The sequence below is a fragment of the Desmonostoc muscorum LEGE 12446 genome (assembly GCF_015207005.2).
In the GTDB taxonomy this organism is placed as follows: domain Bacteria; phylum Cyanobacteriota; class Cyanobacteriia; order Cyanobacteriales; family Nostocaceae; genus Nostoc; species Nostoc muscorum.
Map to the genome: position 1 here is coordinate 5,355,001 of NZ_JADEXS020000001.1, position 18,703 is coordinate 5,373,703.

Genomic DNA, 18,703 nt, shown 5'->3' on the forward strand with positions numbered 1-18,703 from the left:
CACGCCTAGTATCCATCGTTTACAGCTAGGACTACTGGGGTATCTAATCCCATTCGCTCCCCTAGCTTTCGTCCCTCAGTGTCAGTTGCGGCCTAGCAGAGCGCCTTCGCCACCGGTGTTCTTCCTGATCTCTACGCATTTCACCGCTACACCAGGAATTCCCTCTGCCCCGAACGCACTCTAGCCGTGTAGTTTCCACTGCCTTTATCTAGTTGAGCTAGACTCTTTAACAGCAGACTTACACAGCCACCTGCGGACGCTTTACGCCCAATCATTCCGGATAACGCTTGCATCCTCCGTATTACCGCGGCTGCTGGCACGGAGTTAGCCGATGCTGATTCCTCAGGTACCGTCATTGTGTTCTTCCCTGAGAAAAGAGGTTTACAACCCAAGAGCCTTCCTCCCTCACGCGGTATTGCTCCGTCAGGCTTTCGCCCATTGCGGAAAATTCCCCACTGCTGCCTCCCGTAGGAGTCTGGGCCGTGTCTCAGTCCCAGTGTGGCTGATCATCCTCTCAGACCAGCTACTGATCGTCGCCTTGGTAGGCTCTTACCCCACCAACTAGCTAATCAGACGCGAGCTCATCTTCAGGCAGCAAGCCTTTCACCTTCCGGCACATCCAGTATTAGCCACCGTTTCCAGTGGTTGTCCTAGACCTGAAGCTAGATTCTCACGCGTTACTCACCCGTCCGCCACTATGTCCGAAGACACCGTTCGACTTGCATGTGTTAAGCATACCGCCAGCGTTCATCCTGAGCCAGGATCAAACTCTCCGTTTTGTTGTGTTTCGAGTTTGGTTTTCCAAAAATGTTATTTTTGGAATCCTAGTTATAATTTTTGATTATCTTTGATTGGGAAATCCCAAATCCAGATTCTCTTGACGAGGATTGGTTATTTCTTAAGCTTTCAAAGTATTGTGTTTTTACGGTTCAGTTGTTGTCGGCGTTTTTCTCTCGCCTCCAGACTTAACTAGATTAACTATTCTCTTAGGGATTGTCAAGGGGTAAAGGAAATTTTTTTTTGAATTGGGTAAAACGCTTGAGCAGTGGTGCTTCTATCTCCATGACTCAACCAAAACAGAGACGAGATTCTCCAATAACTTCCAAAACTATCTTTCCTTCATTGCTTTCTTGAGGAGGTTGTTGTGGGTGGAAAGATTAAGTTGGAGCAGATTACGCACAGCCTGCTGTACATCGTCATGTTTAACTAAAGTGTCTCCGAGTAGAACAGCATGTGTACCAGCTTCTGCAACAAAGGATAAGTCAGCAGGTGTATACAAACCAGACTCACTGACGATATTAATGCCCAAGGTTTGGATCTGCGATCGCCTGGCTGCCAGCAATTGCCCTGTTGTGCCGATATCAACGCTAAAATCTTCTAGACTTTGGTTGTTGATTCCTATTAAACGTACATCATCAAGCTTTAGCACCCGATCAAGTTCTGCCAAGGTATGCACTTCTACCAAAGCATTCATCCCTAAATAGTGAATCACCCGCAAAAAATTTTGAAGTTGCCGATCCGATAAAATCGCTGCAATCAGCACCACAGCATCTGCGCCTGCTGCTCGTGCTAAATAAATTTGGCACGGATCTAAAATAAAATCTTTGCACAGTAGAGGTAGCGCTACTCGATGCCTAATGGTGCGTAGACTCTCAAAGCTACCATGAAAGAACTTGTGATCGGTGACTACAGAGATACAAGTTGCGCCACCACGCTCATAAGCTTTGGCGATCGCCACTGGGTCAAAATCTGGTTTAATTACTCCATGAATGAAAGATGCTTTCTTCACCTCTGCAATGATGCAAGGTCGGTAATGACTTTGTTGCAAAGCAGTGAGGAAATCTCGCACTGTGGGTGCAGCTGTTAACTGACGTTGCAATGAAGCCAAAGACATATCTTGCTGAATTTGTGCGACTTCATACTTTTTCTGCCATACGATCTCTTTGAGAGTGGGTTGCACCAAATGAGTATTAGGAGTAGTAACTGGGTAAGTCATATGTTAATGATGACCAAAAAGTATGAATTATAAAATGTAAGGCTACCCCTACATGTTTTCTTCTGAATTAGCGTGTGTGGAAACGCCTTTAATGTAAGGAAACTTGGAATATCCGAAAATTTTAAATTTCTCAGTATTCATCCTTTCCTATTGAAAATTTATGAACAACTCTTTTGAAATAGGCTAAATTGTTGATATTCATTTAGAACAATTCCATCTGCATAATTTTTTTAAATTTTCACAGTTGAAGCCAGGTTGATTTAAGATTCAAATCTTCTACAGCTTTACTATCAGATTGATTAAGTTTTGAATTTTCAACTAAGCAGTTATTTTTGAGCAGTCTAATATAGGTACGATAGGGTATGTAATCTATGGGATTGTAACCAGCAAAACGCAGTATTAAAACACATGCCCAAGAATATTTACCTGCGATAATTGCTTTGAGTATTTGCTCAATTTGTTCATTATTAATTTTCCTACCCATTTGTGTTTGATAACCAGTAATGTTTTGAGTCATAAACATACACTCTTTTACTAAATGAGGAGTAGTCTTTACTTGGTAGGGGTTTTCCTATTTTCCCTTTTTCCCTGAATTTAGTCTAGTAAAATTTTTCTAATCTCAGCAGATCGCTTGTTTTTCTGATATAAATCTGTAATACATCCTGAAAGATTGCCAAACTTACTTATCTGAATAGTTTGATAATTAATTGGTTATTAGAAGCGTTTGATGTCGGATTTTTATCAAAAGTCACATTCTTTTATGAAAATTTTGTCAATATCATTCTCCATATCTGAAATTGAGGAAAGTACAAGACAATACTTAAGTAAAATTAGATAAATCGAGAAAATATTGCAAACTTATATTAAAGGTAGGGGCGGGTATAACCGACAAAATAAATATCTAGTTTAACCCGCTCTTACCAGATGAACCGTATTGCAGAAGCAGCTTCTTGATTAAGCTTACTCAATATTTGGTAAAGTAGTATATGAACAATTTTTTGATATACGTGTCTATTTTTTCGCTCTTCAAATTTGATTTATTTTCCTTAGGATAAATTAACTTGGACTCGGGGAAGGCAGAATGGCTCTTATCAAGTTTTATCTCTTAACGTCACATGCCTGATAAGACTTCTCTGTTCTCAAATTAGATTTTTTAGAAGGTATAAGTAGCCTTTGATTACAATAGGTAGTGTTTCACATCACATTGTTACTTTATATTTTCTATGTCTTTTGGAATATTTTTAGAGTCAATACACATAGCTAGACAAAAAAATGTATATCTTGTGACAGATGACAAGGTTTATTGTTATATAGTTTAATCCCTGAATGAACTAATCAATAAAAATTAAATCAATGAAAAATATTTTACTGATTTAACCTATGTGTATTAATGGGAATGTATCTAAATATAGAATTTACAATAATCGATGTTATTCTGTAGTCAAAAAATTGACGACTAGATGTTCTTTTGGATTTTGGTGTTATGTCTAGTCAACAATCTAAAATAAATAGGTTGTATGATGCTGCAATTTTATGTAAAATAGTAAGACTATCATTGTTTTTTATTTTAATTTATTGAAATTTGTATTTTAAAATAAATACTTCATTAAGCAAAAGTCTACATTCCTACATATCAATGTAAGAATTGATAGCTTATTTGTCAAATATGTCTGAAAAAAGTATGATAGATAATATTTATTTATAGTTAGAGTTACACCAAAAATATCTTTACATTACCATTATAAAAAAATCGCTTTTTATTGTTAAAATCGAATTTAAAATCATAACGCATCTCTAATTTTTTCTAATGGATTTTATTTTTGACTAAGAAATAGCAACATTAGAATTTTAGGAAGGTGTGATTAGCAACTCATTAATGGGTATAGTGCCGACTTGTTTGAGCGAGTAACTGGGTATATAAATTCTGGCGGCTATAGGTGAGTTTAATCTAACTTTCCATTGGTGCTACAGCCAGAAGTTGAGTTGAGATTTAGTGGTTTCCTGATGCAGTTTTATGAGTTATTAATTAATAACTATATTCAGATCAACACTCATAGGTTTTTAGAGAACGCTCGGCACAAAGTTTGATTGTCATTTCCTGCCACAAAAAATCCTATTGATGGAAAAATGATACACGAATCGTCGAAAAAAATTCTTGTAATTGAAGATGATGCTGTCACCCGCAATGTCTTCTTAGAGGTTCTTGAGGCTCAAGGTTTTGATACTATAGGTGCTGAAAATGGCCTAACCGGTATCCAGCAAGCACAAGAGCATTTACCTGACTTGGTGATTTGCGATATTCAAATGCCAGATATGGATGGTTACAGTGTTTTGACTACACTCCGTCAAGATCCTGACACAGGAATTATTCCTTTCATTTTTTTGACTGGTAGTAATACTCAAGCAGATCTTCGCAAAGGTATGGAGTTGGGAGCAGATGATTATCTTACTAAGCCTTCTACTATAGAACCCATTTGACATCTAAGAAGGTGCTGCAAGCCTCTTAATCATTAGCCTGATGAAGCAGATATTGAGTTTGGCAGTGGCACTAACCAGGGTTCGTTCAAAGTTCTTAACCAGAATTTTACAGCGCTCCATCCAAGCATTGGAGCGTTCGATCACCCATCTAGCTATTGCCGGAACAAATCCAGATTTTCCTTGTGCCGCTTTCTCTTGTTTTGAGGGTTTCGTAGAAAGTTGAAACTGAATTTTGGTCATGATCTCTGGGTAAATTCGCTCTAACTCCTGAGTCAAATATTCTGGGTGATACCCATGATCTAGCAGGATAGTAATCTTGGGAATATCGATAGGTTTTGACTTGAAGTAGTCGATGTTGAGAGTAAACATCTCAATTAATCCGGCATCATCCGAGACATTGGCGCGAGTACAGAGCGTAAAAAAGGGAAACCCAAGGGTGTCAATAGCCAAATGCCTTTTAATACCGTTGGTGGCTTTGTAGAAGCAAAAACCTTTCGACTCCACACTGGCGTTGCAGGTATTTTTCACTGCTTGGGAGTCAATGATGATCAATGTCGTCCAGTGCGGTTTTTTTTTTACCTGTTCACGCACTTGTCCATGTAAGACACTCATCAGTTCCTCAAATACCCCGGCTGCTCGCCACTGTTTGTAGTGCCAATATACAGTGGAATAAGGGGGGAGGTCTTTAGGTAAGTCTTGCCAATTGCATCCATTTTTTAGTTGATAGAGAATTCCATTGAAGATATCTCGCTTTGGCCAGTTGGTCGGTCGAGTCTGCTTCTTAGTCGGTAATATCTCTTGCAATAAGGGTTCAAAAATTTCCCATTCTGCATCAGTGAGGTTGCTGGAATACGCCATTAGTATTGGATTTTAGATGCTGAGGAGTACCTTAATTCAAAACCTCACAAGATGTCAAATGGGTTCTATAGAGGATTTGCTCAGAGCGATCGCTGTCCGATTTGAAAAGCAAGCTTTATTGAGGCGGTGGTATGCAACTAACTCTCATCAACTGAGCCGAACGTTAGCTTCATCGATTAACTCTGAGTCCATTTTTCCATCTGTTCCTCAATTACAATCAGTTTTCGACTTCATTGAAGATAATTATCGCCAAGGAATTACTTTATCTGATGTAGCTGTTGCAGTTGGTTATTCGCCTGCTTACTTAACCAATCGAGTAGCAAAACAAACAGGAGATACTGTAAATGCTTGGATTGTCAAGCGCCGTATGGCAGCAGCACGTCCATTACTCAAAAATACTAATCAGACAATTGAGCAGATTGCTATTGCGCTAGGCTATCAAAATACGTGTCATTTTTCTCGTCAGTTTCGTCAACACCACGGCATTTCTCCAAAAACTTGGAGACAACAGCAACAACTTCTTGAGTCTTCTAAAAGTGTGAAGCTACAATTAATCAAAAATCGTGGTTCGTCGGAAAAACTTGTCTCTTTAGGTTGTTAATTGAAAGCAGATTATCAGTTTTCGCTGCTTTTTGGTTTGGTAAACTGCTGCACTAATAATTGCAGTGTCAAAGCTAATAAACCAATTGCTACTATACCAAATATACCGCTTCCTAAAGCAACTACACCAACAACCAAGGTACGAACAGCGGAGGTAATTTTTATTACCAATGGATTAATTGAATGGAGAGGTTTGCTAGCAAAATTTGTGGCGATGGAAATCATCAGCGAATACATTGCAAATGCCATTCCTCCGGAAATTACAGCCCCAGTAATAGAGCGTAAGGGAGTCGCTGTAACCTGTACTTGAGCATCTGTTTTTGGAGTTAGATTTTGGTCACTCATACAATTTTGGATTTTGGATTTTGGATTTTGGATTGGTTATGGGGCATTGGTAAAGACGCGATGAATCGCGTCTCTACAAAATGCCCGATTTTTTTAAATTGAAGATGCTACCTGAATACCATGTGTGATTGTCCGAGTCACAAACAATTCTAAGTCTTCATCAGAAATTGCTTCCCTTACATGCAGCTTAACTTGTTCTGCCTGCTGTTCAGATTCAAAAAGAGCAAATACTGTCGGCCCAGAACCAGACATCATTGTTCCTAAAACGCCTTCTTGATTTGCAAAGATTTCTCTCAGTTGCAATACTTGAGGATAGGCTGGTAATACTACGCGCTCTAAATCATTGTGCAGTTTTTGGGCAATTTTTCCTGCGTCTGCAAGGGCGATCGCTTTTACTATTTCTCCTGAGTGGACTGCACTAGCACGCGCTGCTAAATCGTTGGTATCTCTAATATAAGAATTACCAAATTCCTGCCGATAGGTTTTGTATGCCCAAGGGGTGGAAACTTCTAGACTGCGGTATTTTGCCAATACTATATATATTTTATCCAAACTTGGTAACGGAGAAAGTTGTTCACCTCTACCTGTGGCGATCGCGGTTCCACCTGATACACAAAATGGCACATCTGAACCGAGTGTAGCTCCCAATTCCTCTAATTCTGACTGAGTTAGTCCCAATTTCCAGAGTAAATCTATCCCCACCAACACGGCTGCGGCATTTGTCGAACCCCCAGCTAATCCAGCAGCTACGGGAATTTGCTTGTTGATGCTAATCTCTACACCGCCATATTTAGCAAAGGCTTCAGGAAATTGCCTCGTCATCAGTTCTGCGGCTTTGTATGCCAGATTACTGTTATCTGTCGGTACTTGCGGGTGGTTGGAGTGAACCCGAATGGTGTCATTGCTGATGGAGTGTACATCAATGTAGTCTGCAAGTCCGATACTTTGGAGTATCATTGCTAACTCATGATAACCATCAGGGCGATCGCCAATGATTTCCAAATACAAATTGATTTTAGCAGGGGCAATTAAGCTGTAGGAATGCATTTTGAAAGTTAGGAGTTAGGAGTTAGGAGTTAGGAGTTAGGAGTTAGGAGTTGGGAGTTAGGAGTTGGGAGTTAGGAGTTGGGAGTTAGGAGTTAGGAGTTGAGAGTGCGTGAATTTTGAGTTTTAAATCTAGGCGATGATCTGGTAGTTTACTATTAACTCCTCACTCCTCACTCCTCACTTTTAACTCCCAACTCGTTTGCCAGAGTTACCCATTGCTGAACGCTGAGGTCTTCGGCTCTGGCTTGGGGATTTATTTTTAATTGTTCCAGTAATTGGGTCAGGCGATCGCGTTCTACAGCTGATTGCAAATTATTTCGTAACATTTTGCGCTTGGCAGCAAATCCCAACTTTACCAAATTCTCGAACCGTCTTGGGTCAAGTGCTGGGATCTCTATTTTTTTTGGGCGCAATCGCACGACTGCTGAATCGACTTTTGGCGGTGGATGGAATGCGGCGGCTGGGACTGTGCAAATTAATTCACACTCAGCTAAATATTGTACCCGCACGCTCAACGCTCCAAAGGCTTTTGACCCTGCTTGAGCGTACAATCTTTCTGCTACTTCTTTTTGTACCAGTAGCACTATCGATTCAAATGGTTGGGGGTTAGGGTTAGCGATCGTACCGAGTAGTTTCTCGATAATTGGGCCTGTAATGTTGTACGGGATGTTGGCTACTACTTTATTTTGGTTTTGAAAATTAGGAAATGCTACCAATTGGGATGGTAAATCTAAGGTGAGAAAATCTCCTTGCAGCAGTAGGAAATTTTCCCTCTTCCCTAGTTGCTTGGCCAATAGTTGGCATAAGTCGCGGTCTATTTCAACTGCAAGTAGAGATTGTACTAAAGGTAGTAAACGACGAGTGAGAATACCTGTTCCTGGACCGATTTCCAGAATGCGATCGCCTTCTGTACACTCTGCTGCTTTAATAATTGCGTCGAGTGCTTTTTCACTTTTAAGCCAATGCTGAGCAAAGACCTTGCGCGGTCGGATCATTTATATTTGTTACCTGGTATAGTTTTCAGAATTCAGGAGTCAGAATTCTGAATTCAGTATGAAGGAAGCTTGCATATAATAATTATTCACCGAATTAATCAAATTAAATCGGAATTAGCATAAATATTATCAACGAAGTTTACGGGTTATGAAACTTATCAGAATCTGTATCTTAGCTCTTTTTGTCGTCGTCTGAAGAAGAAAGAACAACTAATTACTCGATAATGCTAAACAATCGGTTTCTGCCCACCAAACATAAATTGGTGTATCGCGGTCTGGTAAACTACCAAAGGTATTAGGTTGTAATACGTTAATTCTGATGCCATTTGTTAATTCCACAATGTAATTAACGTGTGTGCCCAAATACATAACATTAACTAGCCGTCCTTCAAAACAGTTTGTTGGCAAATTAGGCGGATACAGTGAAAGCTGTATTTTTTCTGGGCGTACACTTACAACCACCGATTGTGATAATTGACTTGGTGTATCTTCAGCACGGGCGATGACAATTGAGAGTCCCGTTTTTGTCAAAATTTGCACATCAGAAGAGTTTACCGCTAGGATTTCACCACTAAATAAATTCGTATCGCCAATAAAATCAGCTACAAAAGATGTTTGGGGACGTTCGTAAATTTGGCTGGGAGTACCAGTTTGCTCTATTTTGCCTTGGTTCATGACAGCAATGCGATCGCTCAAGGAAAGTGCTTCTTCTTGGTCGTGTGTCACCATCACAAAGGTCAAACCCAAGTCTTTATGTAAATTTGATAACTCAACTTGCATTTCCTTACGCAGTTTTAAATCTAATGCTCCTAGAGGTTCATCTAGTAGGAGGACGGCGGGACGGTTGACTAAAGCCCTAGCCAAAGCAACGCGTTGCTGTTGACCACCGGAAAGTTGATTGGGAAAACGCGATCGCAAACTTTCCATTTTCACCAGTTTTAAAGCTTCTTGGACTCTAGTTTGAATTTCTGATTTACGTAATTTTTTTAACCGCAGTCCGAAAGCAATGTTATCCCACACATTCAAGTGGTTAAATAAAGCATAACTTTGAAATACAGTATTGACTGGACGGCGGTAAGGGGGCACATTAGTCATAGATTGACCCTGAATTAACACCTTGCCAGCATCAGCTATTTCAAACCCGGCAATTAAGCGCAGTGTTGTTGTTTTTCCACAACCGGATGGACCTAAAATACTAAAAAATTCCCCCTGTTTAACATCCAAATCTATGCCATGTACTGCTGGTTCTTGGTTAAAAAACTTGAACACATTACGCAATTCAACGTCAAGTGGGTGAAAAGTTGCGATCGCCCTCTGATTCTGCGTCACAGTTTGAGCCATAATCCTCAGTAGAATGCCGTGATTTTACCTGATTTGGTCAATTTATCTACTCTATTGGGCAGACTAGATTTGACACTTTGGTTTATTGTATCCGCCAAAAACAATTGTTTAGGAATATACCTGCCCAATTTTTTTTGCACGCAGTACTGGCTATCCTAATATTTACAGATAATCTTAATCAACAAAATACTCTTTGTCTTATGACCTTATTGAAACCATCTCCATTTGGTGGCAAAAAAAATACACGCACAGTCGGACGCAGTTTCCAGCCGATATTTTTAATCGTATTTACTCTGTTGATGCTGACGGGAATCGGCGCTCGTTTAGGATACTTACAAATTGTTGAAGGAGCTAATCACCGCAAACGAGCAGAAGCCAATCGAATTCGCATGATCCCCAAACAACCAGAGCGGGGCAATATTTTTGACCGCAATGGCAAACTTTTAGCTAGTACTCGCTATCCACGCTCTGTATATTTGTGGCCGATGGCACACACTAAACCCTCGTGGTCGGTTGTAGCTCCGCGTCTATCTAAAATTCTCGATGTTCCCCAAGAAGAAATGGAAAAGAAGTTAGAAGAAGCTGGTGCTAACTCTTCTTCACTGATTCGGGTTGCTCGTGACTTGAACGAAGCACAAATTACGGCATTGAAGGAGTATGAAAGCGAACTTAAAGACGTGGAAATTTCTACGGAAGCGGTTCGCTACTATCCGCACGGCAAGGGATTAGCTCATGTATTAGGTTATACAAGAGAACTAACGCCCGAACAATTAAAAGAAAGGAAGCAGGAAGGCTACAGATTGGGTGATGTCATCGGTCAAATGGGAGCTGAAAAGGCTTATGAGAAAATGCTGCGGGGTGAATGGGGGGGTCAACAGGTAGAAGTGGATGGTGCTGGTCGGCCGCTGCGGGTTTTGGGTGAGAAACAAGCCAAAGCTGGTAATGATTTGCACTTAACCATAGATTTAGAGATGCAAAAGACAGCCGAAAAAGCATTAGGCGATCGCAATGGGGCGATCGTGGCGCTAGATCCCAAGAATGGTGCGGTTTTAGCAATGGTATCTCACCCCACCTTTGACCCGAATATTTTCTCCAAGCAGAAACTCACCCAAAAAGATTGGGAAACTGTCCAAGGTGCAGAACATCCCTTGGTAAATCGGGCGCTGAGCGCCTTTCCACCTGCGAGTACCTTCAAAATAGTCACCGCCACTGCTGGGCTAGAATCGGGAAAATTTTCTCCCAGCACAGTCCTACAAACCTACGGTTCTTTAAACATTGGTGGTACGCGCTTTGGTGAGTGGAACCACGCAGGATTCGGGCCGTTGGGTTTTGTCGGAGCATTACAGTGGAGTAGTGATACCTTCTTCTATCAAATTGGTCGGGGAGTCGGCGGCCCGACTTTGATTGAATGGACTCACAAGTATGGATTTGGTAAAAAGACAGGCTTTGAATTTGCTAACGAAGAAACAAAAGGTTTAGTGCCAGATGAAACATGGAAACAGAAAGTATGGAAGATGCCTTGGACTGTAGGTGACAGCATAAATATGTCAATTGGTCAAGGTGCTTTACAAACAACACCCTTGCAAGTTGCCATTATGTTTGCCGTACCTGCTAACGGTGGTTACCGAGTCCAGCCGCATTTACTCAAAGACAACGAACAAGCAAAAAGCTGGCGAGAGTCTTTGAATATGAAGCCGACAACCATCAGTGTCCTACGTCAGGGGCTGCGGAAAGTAGTAGCTGAAGGCACCGGGAAAGTTTTGAACAAGCCAACACTTCCTCCAGTAGCTGGTAAGAGTGGTACCGCCGAAGCATGGAAGGGTCATGTTAAACAAAATCACGCTTGGTTTGGCGCCTATGCTCCCGCAGATCAGCCAGAAATTTTGATTGTGGCATTTGCTGAACATTCCGGTGGCGGTGGTGGTAGTGTCGCTGCGCCGATGATTTTAGACATTATGCAGGAATATTTTTATCGGAAGTATCCAGGTAAATATCAGAAACCAGAGAGTGAAAACCCACCAAACAGCCGACGAAACTAATACCATTCAAGGGGCAACAAGCGAGCTAAAGTGCTTGGTGTATAAGCTTCATAGCCCTTAAAACTCGCTGATAATATGCCTGCTTATTGCGAATGAAACCGACCAGTTCTGCGACCCATGCTTGGCACTCATGCCAAGCTACTATCCAATTTTGACCATAGATAAGTTCACAGTAAATTCTCGCTAATATTTTGAACAGTATTAAATAATGCTTAATTTATTAATTGTTTAAAGACATACTACCTATTTATGAAATCGCAAAAATAACAAATGCGTAGGTGTAGCCCAAACTAGGGCAAAATCTATTTCACCGACTCCTGCTATCACAAATGCAGCCGCTAAATCATCATACTGGACTGACAAGAATAGAAAACGCTATGGCTAAAAAAATCTAGCTATTGCTAGATGCGATAATCCTCAAAAACGCTATAGGCTACAATTGTAGAATACAAAGATTCGCTTGTGGATGCCATAGTAGAAAGATCGCACACACTCAAACAAGCCTTGGTTGATTTTGTCCTAGATGCTGACGGCGAACTAGCACAAGCACTCGACATTTATGCAGCTGCACAGATGCCTAGCGGTAATGGCGATCGCACCCAACAACAAGTAATCATTGACAAGTTTATTACAGAAGGGAAAATTGGCGATCGCTCACCTATAGAGTTATTTATCGCCAGTCATGCAGATTTGTCAGAGAGCGATCGCAATCTACTGAATAGCTGGCATCGTAGTTTTATTGGTTTATTTACTATCACCCAGATTTTACCTGATGGCTTAGAACTGATGAACTGGCTGACAGCTAAACGTTACATAGTTCTGACAGCTAAAAATTACATTGTCAAGTCTAACAGCCCTGAAAAACAACCAGCCACATCTCGTTTCAAGCCAGGAGATATTTTACTAACACGCATTTTTCCTCTTACTGATAATAAGTGGATATTTTCTGGCTCTCACACATTTATGGGTAAACTCGGTAAGCCAAAACTCGCCGTCGCCATTGGAAATTTTAAAGATAATTATAAAAGTCATCTTTACAGCGATGCTCCAGACTTGCTAGAACAAGCATGGCAGTCAGTAGAGCAATATCATCAGCAGTTTGTTGAGTTTTTTGGGAGTGATGAAGTTACATTACCAGGATACCAACTCAATAAAAAGATAACTGAATTTCGACAAATTATCACCGATAAATATCTCAAAGCCGCCGGAGTTGATAGTTCCAAATATTTGAATGAAATAGTAGCAAAAGCTGGTATTAGTGCAGAAGAAATTATCGTCGCTGCTAAAGAATTTGGGATTGATACTAACGCTGTTTCTCAAATCTTTGATGGAAAAAACAGCACTTCAAAAATGGTTGCACCTCAAGTAGGTTTACCTGCTGAACTCATAAGAGCAGAACAAGTCACAGCCATTTCTCACCCACGTTGGGGATTGATGTTTTTACCAACATATACTAAATTCACAACTATATTATTAGCTAATAATTGGCAAAGTATTGAAGGTGCAGTAAAACTAATTCGTCACTACTTAGAAGATAAAAATATTAATGCTTATACATGGCATCGGTTAGCACAAAAATATCCCACTCAATTAGAAAAAGTCTTGCAAGATTTCTTGCAACGTCATGAGTTTAGCCTGAGCAATGATTTAGATAAAATTTTGCAAGAGTATGGTAAACCTATCAAGCCAGAATTACCAGAAATTGCTAGTGTTCCTTTACATCTACATAATTTATTTCAAGAAGCACTTACAGAAGTGAATAAATCTAAACCCAAAGATAAAGGACAAAAACAACCAGCGAAAGGTTTTCAAAGAGGTTAGTTTAAATCAAGTGCATCTCAAATCCAGGTAAGTAAGTCGGAGAAAAAATTTATAAGTATGTAACAAACAGTTAAGCAGAAAAATGAGAGCTAAATTTTACACGTTGTGTACTGTAATTTCCCTTTTCTCCTCTTGTTTGAACTCCATCAATCACAGCATAAGGCTTGCGTCTAATTCATTCTCTACTTGATACATTTAGGACTTACGCAATAACTCTCTGAAACTCTTATTTCTGGGTGCCCTCTGCGTCCTCTGTGGTTCGTTTATTCATGATTTTGCGTAAGTCCTGACATTATCTGTATTTACGTTGAAAATGTTGGTTAATTAGGGCTTCAATAATCGGAAACCACAACAATTAATGTCTTCACCACCTTGGCTGTTGCTATAAATCGCCGACTGTTATTGTCCAGCCCTTAGGGAAATAGTTTAGAAATTTAAATCCAGCAGCGTGGCGAGACTAAAATAGTGGATCTGAGTGTTGGGTTGAACGAAGTCAAACCCAACCTATATTTATTACAAAAATTGATCATTTGATAAGTTGAAAACAAGCTGACTTGATATAACTTAAGCTTAAGTTATACATGGATGTGTTTACCTGCTAATTTTCGTTTTTATATAAGTAAAATTAAAGTTATATTTGATAAATGAATTTATCAAATATAACAAGTGTTGAAATGATAAATAAAGTAGAGATTTTTTTGATAAAAATTGTTTTTAACTTATCAATTAACATTTTTTAGTTGGTCTGGGATGTTCTGGAGTAACTAGTGAAGATTTTTTAGTTGATCTGGGATGTTCTGGAGTAACTAGTGAAGATTTTTTAGTTGGTCTGGGATGTTCTGGAGTTACAATGCTTGTTCTGCTGTAGGGTGCGTTGTTGTGGAAGGCAACGCACCATAATATATACAATAGAACTTTTATTGAGCCACCTTAGCAGGTTTTAAATTTCGGGCTTTGTAGAATGTTTCGAGGCTATCGCGATCGCCAACGAAACGCCAGTGCCAAGGTTCATAACTCACACCTTGGACATTATCTTTGGGAAAAGACATTTCAAAGCCAAAACGCGGCGCATTTGCTTGTAGCCACTGATAAGCTTTGGTATTTTCAAAGTTAGTTTGGAGATTAGTTGCTGGGGCTGCACCGTCTCCAATATCCACAGCATAACCTGTGTGATGTTCGCTATGACCAGGAGGAGCGCTGAGAGCAGCTCGTTGTGCTGGTGTTTGATTTCGCTGGGCACCGACACCAAAAAACAATTGCTCTTGGTCTTTGACTGAGCGAAAGCCAGAAATTGGCACTAAAATTACATTTGCACTCCGTGCTGTTGCTACCATCTCCTGAAATTTTTGGGCAGCAGCTTTTCGCATTCTAATGCCCCTATTTCCGGAAATGGTTACTAGTTCTGATTCCGGGGCTTCTGAGTATGCCAGATGCCCCAACAGAGTATTGTTGGAATTATTAGATGCTGCCGGAGTTGGAGGAGCAGAACTAATTGGTGAAGGTTCCGAATTGGCAGTTTTTTTCGGTGTAGTGAGGAAAAACAAAAAACCGCCAATTAAAGTCAGCAGGAAAAAGCCCGCCACTCCCCCAATCAGCAAAATTCGGGGCTGTAACCACACCTTAGGTGCTGCAACAGGAGTATCGCGTACAGCCACTGGAATATCATCAGGATCGTGTGATGAGTTTTGCAATTTTTTAGAAAACCCAGCCTTATTCAAGGGAAAACTCCTGTTTTGTGGGATGGCCATAACAGATTTTGCACTGGACAAAAGGTATACGTAACAGGTAGCATTTTACATTTGTGATTATTAGGCGCAATTTTGACAAACCTTTTAGAACTATACGTCAAGCTGGGAGGATTAGTACTGGTAGGTTTTATTTTGGGACGCAAACTACCTGTGACAGTTCCTACCCGTTTGGGACAGTTCCTTTATTGGGTAGGAGTACCCATAAGCATAGTATCTTTTTTGCGTCAATCTACCTTGTCGGGGCAGATTTGGATTGCACCTGCGATCGCCTACCTAGCCATTCTACTCGGTGCATTTTTAGGTTGGGTAGGCATTAAAGTACAAGCTTATTTTAGAAATACCGTTCCCCAAGCACCAACTCAGGGTAGCTTCCTCCTAGCAGCAATGCTAGGGAACACAGGCTTTCTGGGCTTTCCCATCACCTTAGCAATGGTAGGTAAGGAATACTTTGCTTGGGCTTTATTTTACGATTTATTGGGTTCCTTTCCAGCAAGCTATGGCTTGGGTGTCTTACTAGCAGCGCGTTTTGGCGGTGGAGTCCAGAATCATTGGCAAAGTGTTAAGGCCATCTTAATTAATCCGGGCTTGTGGAGTTTCGGATTTGGCTTACTTTTTCGAGAAGTGGCAATTCCCACAGTCGTGGAATTCTCCCTAGATAAATTGGCTTGGAGTATCCTAGCTTTATCGTTGGTGCTAATTGGAATGCGACTAGCGCTGCTCAACTCTTGGCGCAGCTTACCACAAGCAAGCATGAGCTTGGGGATCAAAATGCTATTAGTTCCATTAATCTTGGGCAGCATCCTACCAGTGTTTGGGTTAACGGGTGCCACAGCAAAGGTAATGGTGTTGCAAATGGCTATGCCTCCAGCTTTCGCCACACTGGTGATTGCTGAGACATTCGATCTCGATCGCGATTTGGCAGTCACAGCATTAGCCAGTGGGGTTATAGTATTGCTGGTTACTCTGCCGATTTGGCTGTGGCTGTTTTGATTTTGAATTTATCGACCGTGATGCGTCGGTAATAGTTCGTGGAAGGCATTCATCAAACAACCTACTTTGTGGAAGCAGATTTCAATGCTGGCAGTACCAATGCTGGCAATAGTAGGTAGTGAGGATATTCGCCCAAGTTGGCCTGTTGAGCAAGTAGCAAACCTAATGCCTTGTGCTTATTTCCAGCAAGAACAAGTAGATGTCTTCGCTGTTGACTTTGATGATTTGCAGTGTGAGTTAAACCGTGCGTAGATTATACCTGTTTTGCCGCCAGTTCGGCGATGTTCATATTTTCGTAATGTTCAAAGGGTTGGTGAATCCAGGGGTTATCGGGTAGGTAATCGACATAGTAATCGGGTGCTATAACTGAACAGGCTTTATACCACAGTACGGCGGTGCGAATTTCTTCAATGGGGAAATCATTATTTTGTTTCAGCCAAGGAATAGTTTGCTGGAGTGTAATTCCAGAGTCTACTAAGTCATCCACTAAGAGAATGCGCGAACCTAATTTTTCATTGGTCATCGTCAAGTGGCGGGAGAAAATTAAATTACTTCTTTCTTGCTTGCCAGAGCCACTGTAAGATGAGGTTGCTAAAATTGCCAGGGGTTGATTATATATGCGGGAAAGAATATCTCCAATTCGTAGTCCTCCTCTGGCAAGACAGATAATTTGGTTAAATTGCCAACCGGATTGATAAATCTCAATGGCCAGTTGTTCAATTTTTTGATGATAATCTGACCAAGAAACATAAAGGTCTGACATAAGTCTTACTTAAGTGTTAAACAGCTACTATTGAAGGCAAATGCAAACATTTTAGTATGAAGGCAAGTTATTATGAATGATTCTGTTGCTGATGATGATGACCAAAGAAATCCTTTAGATAAAAAACTGGATTTTAAAACAAAATTAGCTTACGGTGCAGGAGATTTAGGCCCGGCAATTACTGCAAATATTTCTGTCTTTTTTCTGCTAGTTTTTTTTACTAATGTTGCTGGGATACCAGCGGGTTTAGCTGGCAGTATTTTGATGATTGGCAAAATCTGGGATGGAGTAAACGATCCGGTTGTCGGTTTTCTAACTGATAAAACGAAATCTCGTCGCTGGGGTCGTCGTCTTCCTTGGATGCTTTATGGTGCAATTCCCTTTGGAATTTTCTTTTTCTTGCAATGGATTGTACCGCAATTTAGTGCTGAGCAAAGTAATAATATTTGGCCGTTGTTTTGGTATTACGTGGCCATTGGGGTGATATCTCAGGCGTTTTACACGGTTGTGAATTTGCCTTATACGGCGATGACTCCAGAATTAACTCAAGATTATGACGAACGCACTAGTCTTAACAGCTATCGGTTTACATTTTCCATTGGTGGTAGCATTCTCTCATTGATTTTAACGCAAATTGTTTTTTCTCAAATTAGCGATCGCCAACAACAATATCTAGTTTTAGCAGCAATTTGTACGATAATTTCGATTTTGGCATTATATTGGTGCGTTTTTGGAGTCCGCGATCGCATTCTCGCTTTTGAAGCCAAACGCATCCAAATCGAGGAACCTCCATCTCTCCCCTTCTTTGAACAGTTAAAAATTGTCTTTAGCAACCGACCTTTTTTATTTGTTATTGGTATATATCTTTTTTCTTGGCTAGGCGTGCAAGTCACGGCCAGCATTATTCCCTATTTTGTAGTCGATTGTATGCGCCTCAAAGAATCAGATGTCCCCACACTAATGATTGCAGTCCAAGGAACTGCTCTAGTGATGCTATTTGTCTGGGGCGAATTAAGTAAAAAAGTCGGCAAAAAAGTTGTTTATTTTCTGGGAATGAGTTTATGGATTATAGCAGCCGCCGGATTATTTTTCTTGCAACCTGGTCAAATAGTTTTGATGTATTTTATGGCTGTGATGGCAGGTGTTGGTGTCTCCACAGCTTATCTCATTCCTTGGTCGATGATTCCAGATGTGATTGAATTAGATGAACTGCAAACTGGACAACGCAGAGAAGGTATTTTTTATGGTTTCATGGTTTTGCTACAAAAATTCGGTTTAGCTTTCGGGCTATTTTTAGTAGGAAATGCGTTGCAAGTAGCCGGCTTTAAAGAATCTATAGCAGGAAGTCCACTACCTATCCAACCTGAATCGGCACTGCTAGCTATTCGCATCGCCATTGGCCCTATACCTACAGTTTGTTTGATTTTAGGCTTAGTTTTAACGTATTTTTACCCCATTACCCGCGAAATGCACGCAGAAATTATGCTGAAACTCAAAGAACGGCAAGAAAAGAGGGGGAGTGGGGAATAGAGAATGGGGATTGCTGGTGGATAAGGGGCTTAAGCCCCTTGTTTTGTTAAAGGTAGGCAAACTTACGTTATAGACTACTGGCGATCGCGAATATCGAATGATACTTTGCACATAAAATTAACAACACCGTCTTCAGATAGAAACAGACTGGC

At 40.6% G+C, this 18,703-nt stretch carries 14 protein-coding genes, 1 rRNA gene and 2 pseudogenes (1 of these 17 cut by a window edge); 7 read left to right on the forward strand and 10 right to left on the reverse strand.

The genetic code is table 11. From position 1 onward, the window contains the following. The 3 genes from IQ276_RS22795 to IQ276_RS22805 form a co-directional block, all read right to left on the reverse strand. A 16S ribosomal RNA gene (locus tag IQ276_RS22795) occupies nucleotides 1-779 on the reverse strand; it reaches 710 nt to the left of the window's first position. A 329-nt stretch (nucleotides 780-1,108) separates the two neighbouring features. Next, nucleotides 1,109-1,996 (reverse strand): indole-3-glycerol phosphate synthase TrpC, encoded by an 888-nt coding sequence (gene trpC / locus IQ276_RS22800; RefSeq protein WP_193923818.1) that lies wholly within the window; start codon nucleotides 1,994-1,996, stop codon nucleotides 1,109-1,111. Between the two features lie 238 nt (nucleotides 1,997-2,234). Further along, nucleotides 2,235-2,513: a HetP family heterocyst commitment protein gene (locus IQ276_RS22805; protein WP_193923820.1), complete on the reverse strand. Its 279-nt coding sequence runs from the start codon at nucleotides 2,511-2,513 to the stop codon at nucleotides 2,235-2,237. Between the two features lie 1,610 nt (nucleotides 2,514-4,123). Here IQ276_RS22805 and IQ276_RS22810 point away from each other — a divergent pair. After that, nucleotides 4,124-4,471, forward strand: a pseudogene (locus IQ276_RS22810) (response regulator transcription factor); the annotation flags it as partial. 6 nt (nucleotides 4,472-4,477) lie between these two features. On the opposite strand, the gene IQ276_RS22815 reads toward IQ276_RS22810, so the two are convergent. After that, nucleotides 4,478-5,332, reverse strand: coding sequence for an IS5 family transposase (locus IQ276_RS22815; protein WP_235115308.1), 855 nt, complete (start codon nucleotides 5,330-5,332; stop codon nucleotides 4,478-4,480). 64 nt (nucleotides 5,333-5,396) lie between these two features. Here IQ276_RS22815 and IQ276_RS22820 point away from each other — a divergent pair. Further along, a pseudogene (locus IQ276_RS22820) lies at nucleotides 5,397-5,933 on the forward strand (helix-turn-helix domain-containing protein); the annotation flags it as partial. 14 nt (nucleotides 5,934-5,947) lie between these two features. On the opposite strand, the gene IQ276_RS22825 reads toward IQ276_RS22820, so the two are convergent. The 4 genes from IQ276_RS22825 to IQ276_RS22840 all read right to left on the reverse strand — a co-directional run bounded on the left by IQ276_RS22825 (nucleotide 5,948) and on the right by IQ276_RS22840 (nucleotide 9,660). After that, nucleotides 5,948-6,277, reverse strand: coding sequence for a DUF3082 domain-containing protein (locus IQ276_RS22825; RefSeq protein ID WP_193925342.1), 330 nt, complete (start codon nucleotides 6,275-6,277; stop codon nucleotides 5,948-5,950). Nucleotides 6,278-6,370: 93 nt separating this feature from the next. Further along, nucleotides 6,371-7,324 (reverse strand): 4-(cytidine 5'-diphospho)-2-C-methyl-D-erythritol kinase, encoded by a 954-nt coding sequence (gene ispE / locus IQ276_RS22830; RefSeq protein ID WP_193925341.1) that lies wholly within the window; start codon nucleotides 7,322-7,324, stop codon nucleotides 6,371-6,373. A 170-nt stretch (nucleotides 7,325-7,494) separates the two neighbouring features. Continuing rightward, nucleotides 7,495-8,319, reverse strand: coding sequence for a 16S rRNA (adenine(1518)-N(6)/adenine(1519)-N(6))-dimethyltransferase RsmA (rsmA, locus tag IQ276_RS22835; RefSeq protein WP_235115886.1), 825 nt, complete (start codon nucleotides 8,317-8,319; stop codon nucleotides 7,495-7,497). 210 nt (nucleotides 8,320-8,529) lie between these two features. Then, nucleotides 8,530-9,660 (reverse strand): ABC transporter ATP-binding protein, encoded by a 1,131-nt coding sequence (locus IQ276_RS22840; RefSeq protein ID WP_193923016.1) that lies wholly within the window; start codon nucleotides 9,658-9,660, stop codon nucleotides 8,530-8,532. Between the two features lie 200 nt (nucleotides 9,661-9,860). On the opposite strand from IQ276_RS22840, the gene mrdA reads away from it, so the two are divergent. Next, nucleotides 9,861-11,699 (forward strand): penicillin-binding protein 2, encoded by a 1,839-nt coding sequence (gene mrdA / locus IQ276_RS22845; RefSeq protein ID WP_193922997.1) that lies wholly within the window; start codon nucleotides 9,861-9,863, stop codon nucleotides 11,697-11,699. Between the two features lie 462 nt (nucleotides 11,700-12,161). Then, nucleotides 12,162-13,520, forward strand: coding sequence for a hypothetical protein (locus IQ276_RS22850; protein WP_235115887.1), 1,359 nt, complete (start codon nucleotides 12,162-12,164; stop codon nucleotides 13,518-13,520). A gap of 917 nt (nucleotides 13,521-14,437) precedes the next feature. On the opposite strand, the gene IQ276_RS22855 is transcribed toward IQ276_RS22850, so the two are convergent. Beyond that, on the reverse strand, nucleotides 14,438-15,238 hold the full coding sequence (locus IQ276_RS22855) for a M15 family metallopeptidase (RefSeq protein ID WP_193916526.1): 801 nt from the start codon (nucleotides 15,236-15,238) through the stop codon (nucleotides 14,438-14,440). Between the two features lie 102 nt (nucleotides 15,239-15,340). Here IQ276_RS22855 and IQ276_RS22860 point away from each other — a divergent pair, with 102 nt between their 5' ends. Next, nucleotides 15,341-16,258 (forward strand): AEC family transporter, encoded by a 918-nt coding sequence (locus IQ276_RS22860; protein WP_190883602.1) that lies wholly within the window; start codon nucleotides 15,341-15,343, stop codon nucleotides 16,256-16,258. An 84-nt stretch (nucleotides 16,259-16,342) separates the two neighbouring features. Further along, complete coding sequence (locus tag IQ276_RS22865) at nucleotides 16,343-16,510, forward strand: hypothetical protein (RefSeq protein WP_190883603.1); 168 nt, start codon at nucleotides 16,343-16,345, stop codon at nucleotides 16,508-16,510. Nucleotide 16,511: 1 nt separating this feature from the next. On the opposite strand, the gene IQ276_RS22870 is transcribed toward IQ276_RS22865, so the two are convergent. Next, complete coding sequence (locus IQ276_RS22870; RefSeq protein WP_193916514.1) at nucleotides 16,512-17,021, reverse strand: phosphoribosyltransferase; 510 nt, start codon at nucleotides 17,019-17,021, stop codon at nucleotides 16,512-16,514. A gap of 72 nt (nucleotides 17,022-17,093) precedes the next feature. Between IQ276_RS22870 and IQ276_RS22875 the strand changes: the two genes are divergently transcribed. Then, nucleotides 17,094-18,551 (forward strand): MFS transporter, encoded by a 1,458-nt coding sequence (locus tag IQ276_RS22875; protein ID WP_193916512.1) that lies wholly within the window; start codon nucleotides 17,094-17,096, stop codon nucleotides 18,549-18,551. Nucleotides 18,552-18,703 lie beyond the last annotated feature (152 nt).

Bases quoted from the DNA above. Each gene is read 5' to 3' on its own strand.
- trpC (WP_193923818.1), bottom strand. From the start codon at position 1,996: ATGACTTACCCAGTTACTACTCCTAATACTCATTTGGTGCAACCCACT.
- IQ276_RS22805 (WP_193923820.1), bottom strand. From the start codon at position 2,513: ATGACTCAAAACATTACTGGTTATCAAACACAAATGGGTAGGAAAATT.
- IQ276_RS22815 (WP_235115308.1), bottom strand. From the start codon at position 5,332: ATGGCGTATTCCAGCAACCTCACTGATGCAGAATGGGAAATTTTTGAA.
- IQ276_RS22825 (WP_193925342.1), bottom strand. From the start codon at position 6,277: ATGAGTGACCAAAATCTAACTCCAAAAACAGATGCTCAAGTACAGGTT.
- ispE (WP_193925341.1), bottom strand. From the start codon at position 7,324: ATGCATTCCTACAGCTTAATTGCCCCTGCTAAAATCAATTTGTATTTG.
- rsmA (WP_235115886.1), bottom strand. From the start codon at position 8,319: ATGATCCGACCGCGCAAGGTCTTTGCTCAGCATTGGCTTAAAAGTGAA.
- IQ276_RS22840 (WP_193923016.1), bottom strand. From the start codon at position 9,660: ATGGCTCAAACTGTGACGCAGAATCAGAGGGCGATCGCAACTTTTCAC.
- mrdA (WP_193922997.1), top strand. From the start codon at position 9,861: ATGACCTTATTGAAACCATCTCCATTTGGTGGCAAAAAAAATACACGC.
- IQ276_RS22865 (WP_190883603.1), top strand. From the start codon at position 16,343: ATGCTGGCAGTACCAATGCTGGCAATAGTAGGTAGTGAGGATATTCGC.
- IQ276_RS22870 (WP_193916514.1), bottom strand. From the start codon at position 17,021: ATGTCAGACCTTTATGTTTCTTGGTCAGATTATCATCAAAAAATTGAA.
- IQ276_RS22875 (WP_193916512.1), top strand. From the start codon at position 17,094: ATGAATGATTCTGTTGCTGATGATGATGACCAAAGAAATCCTTTAGAT.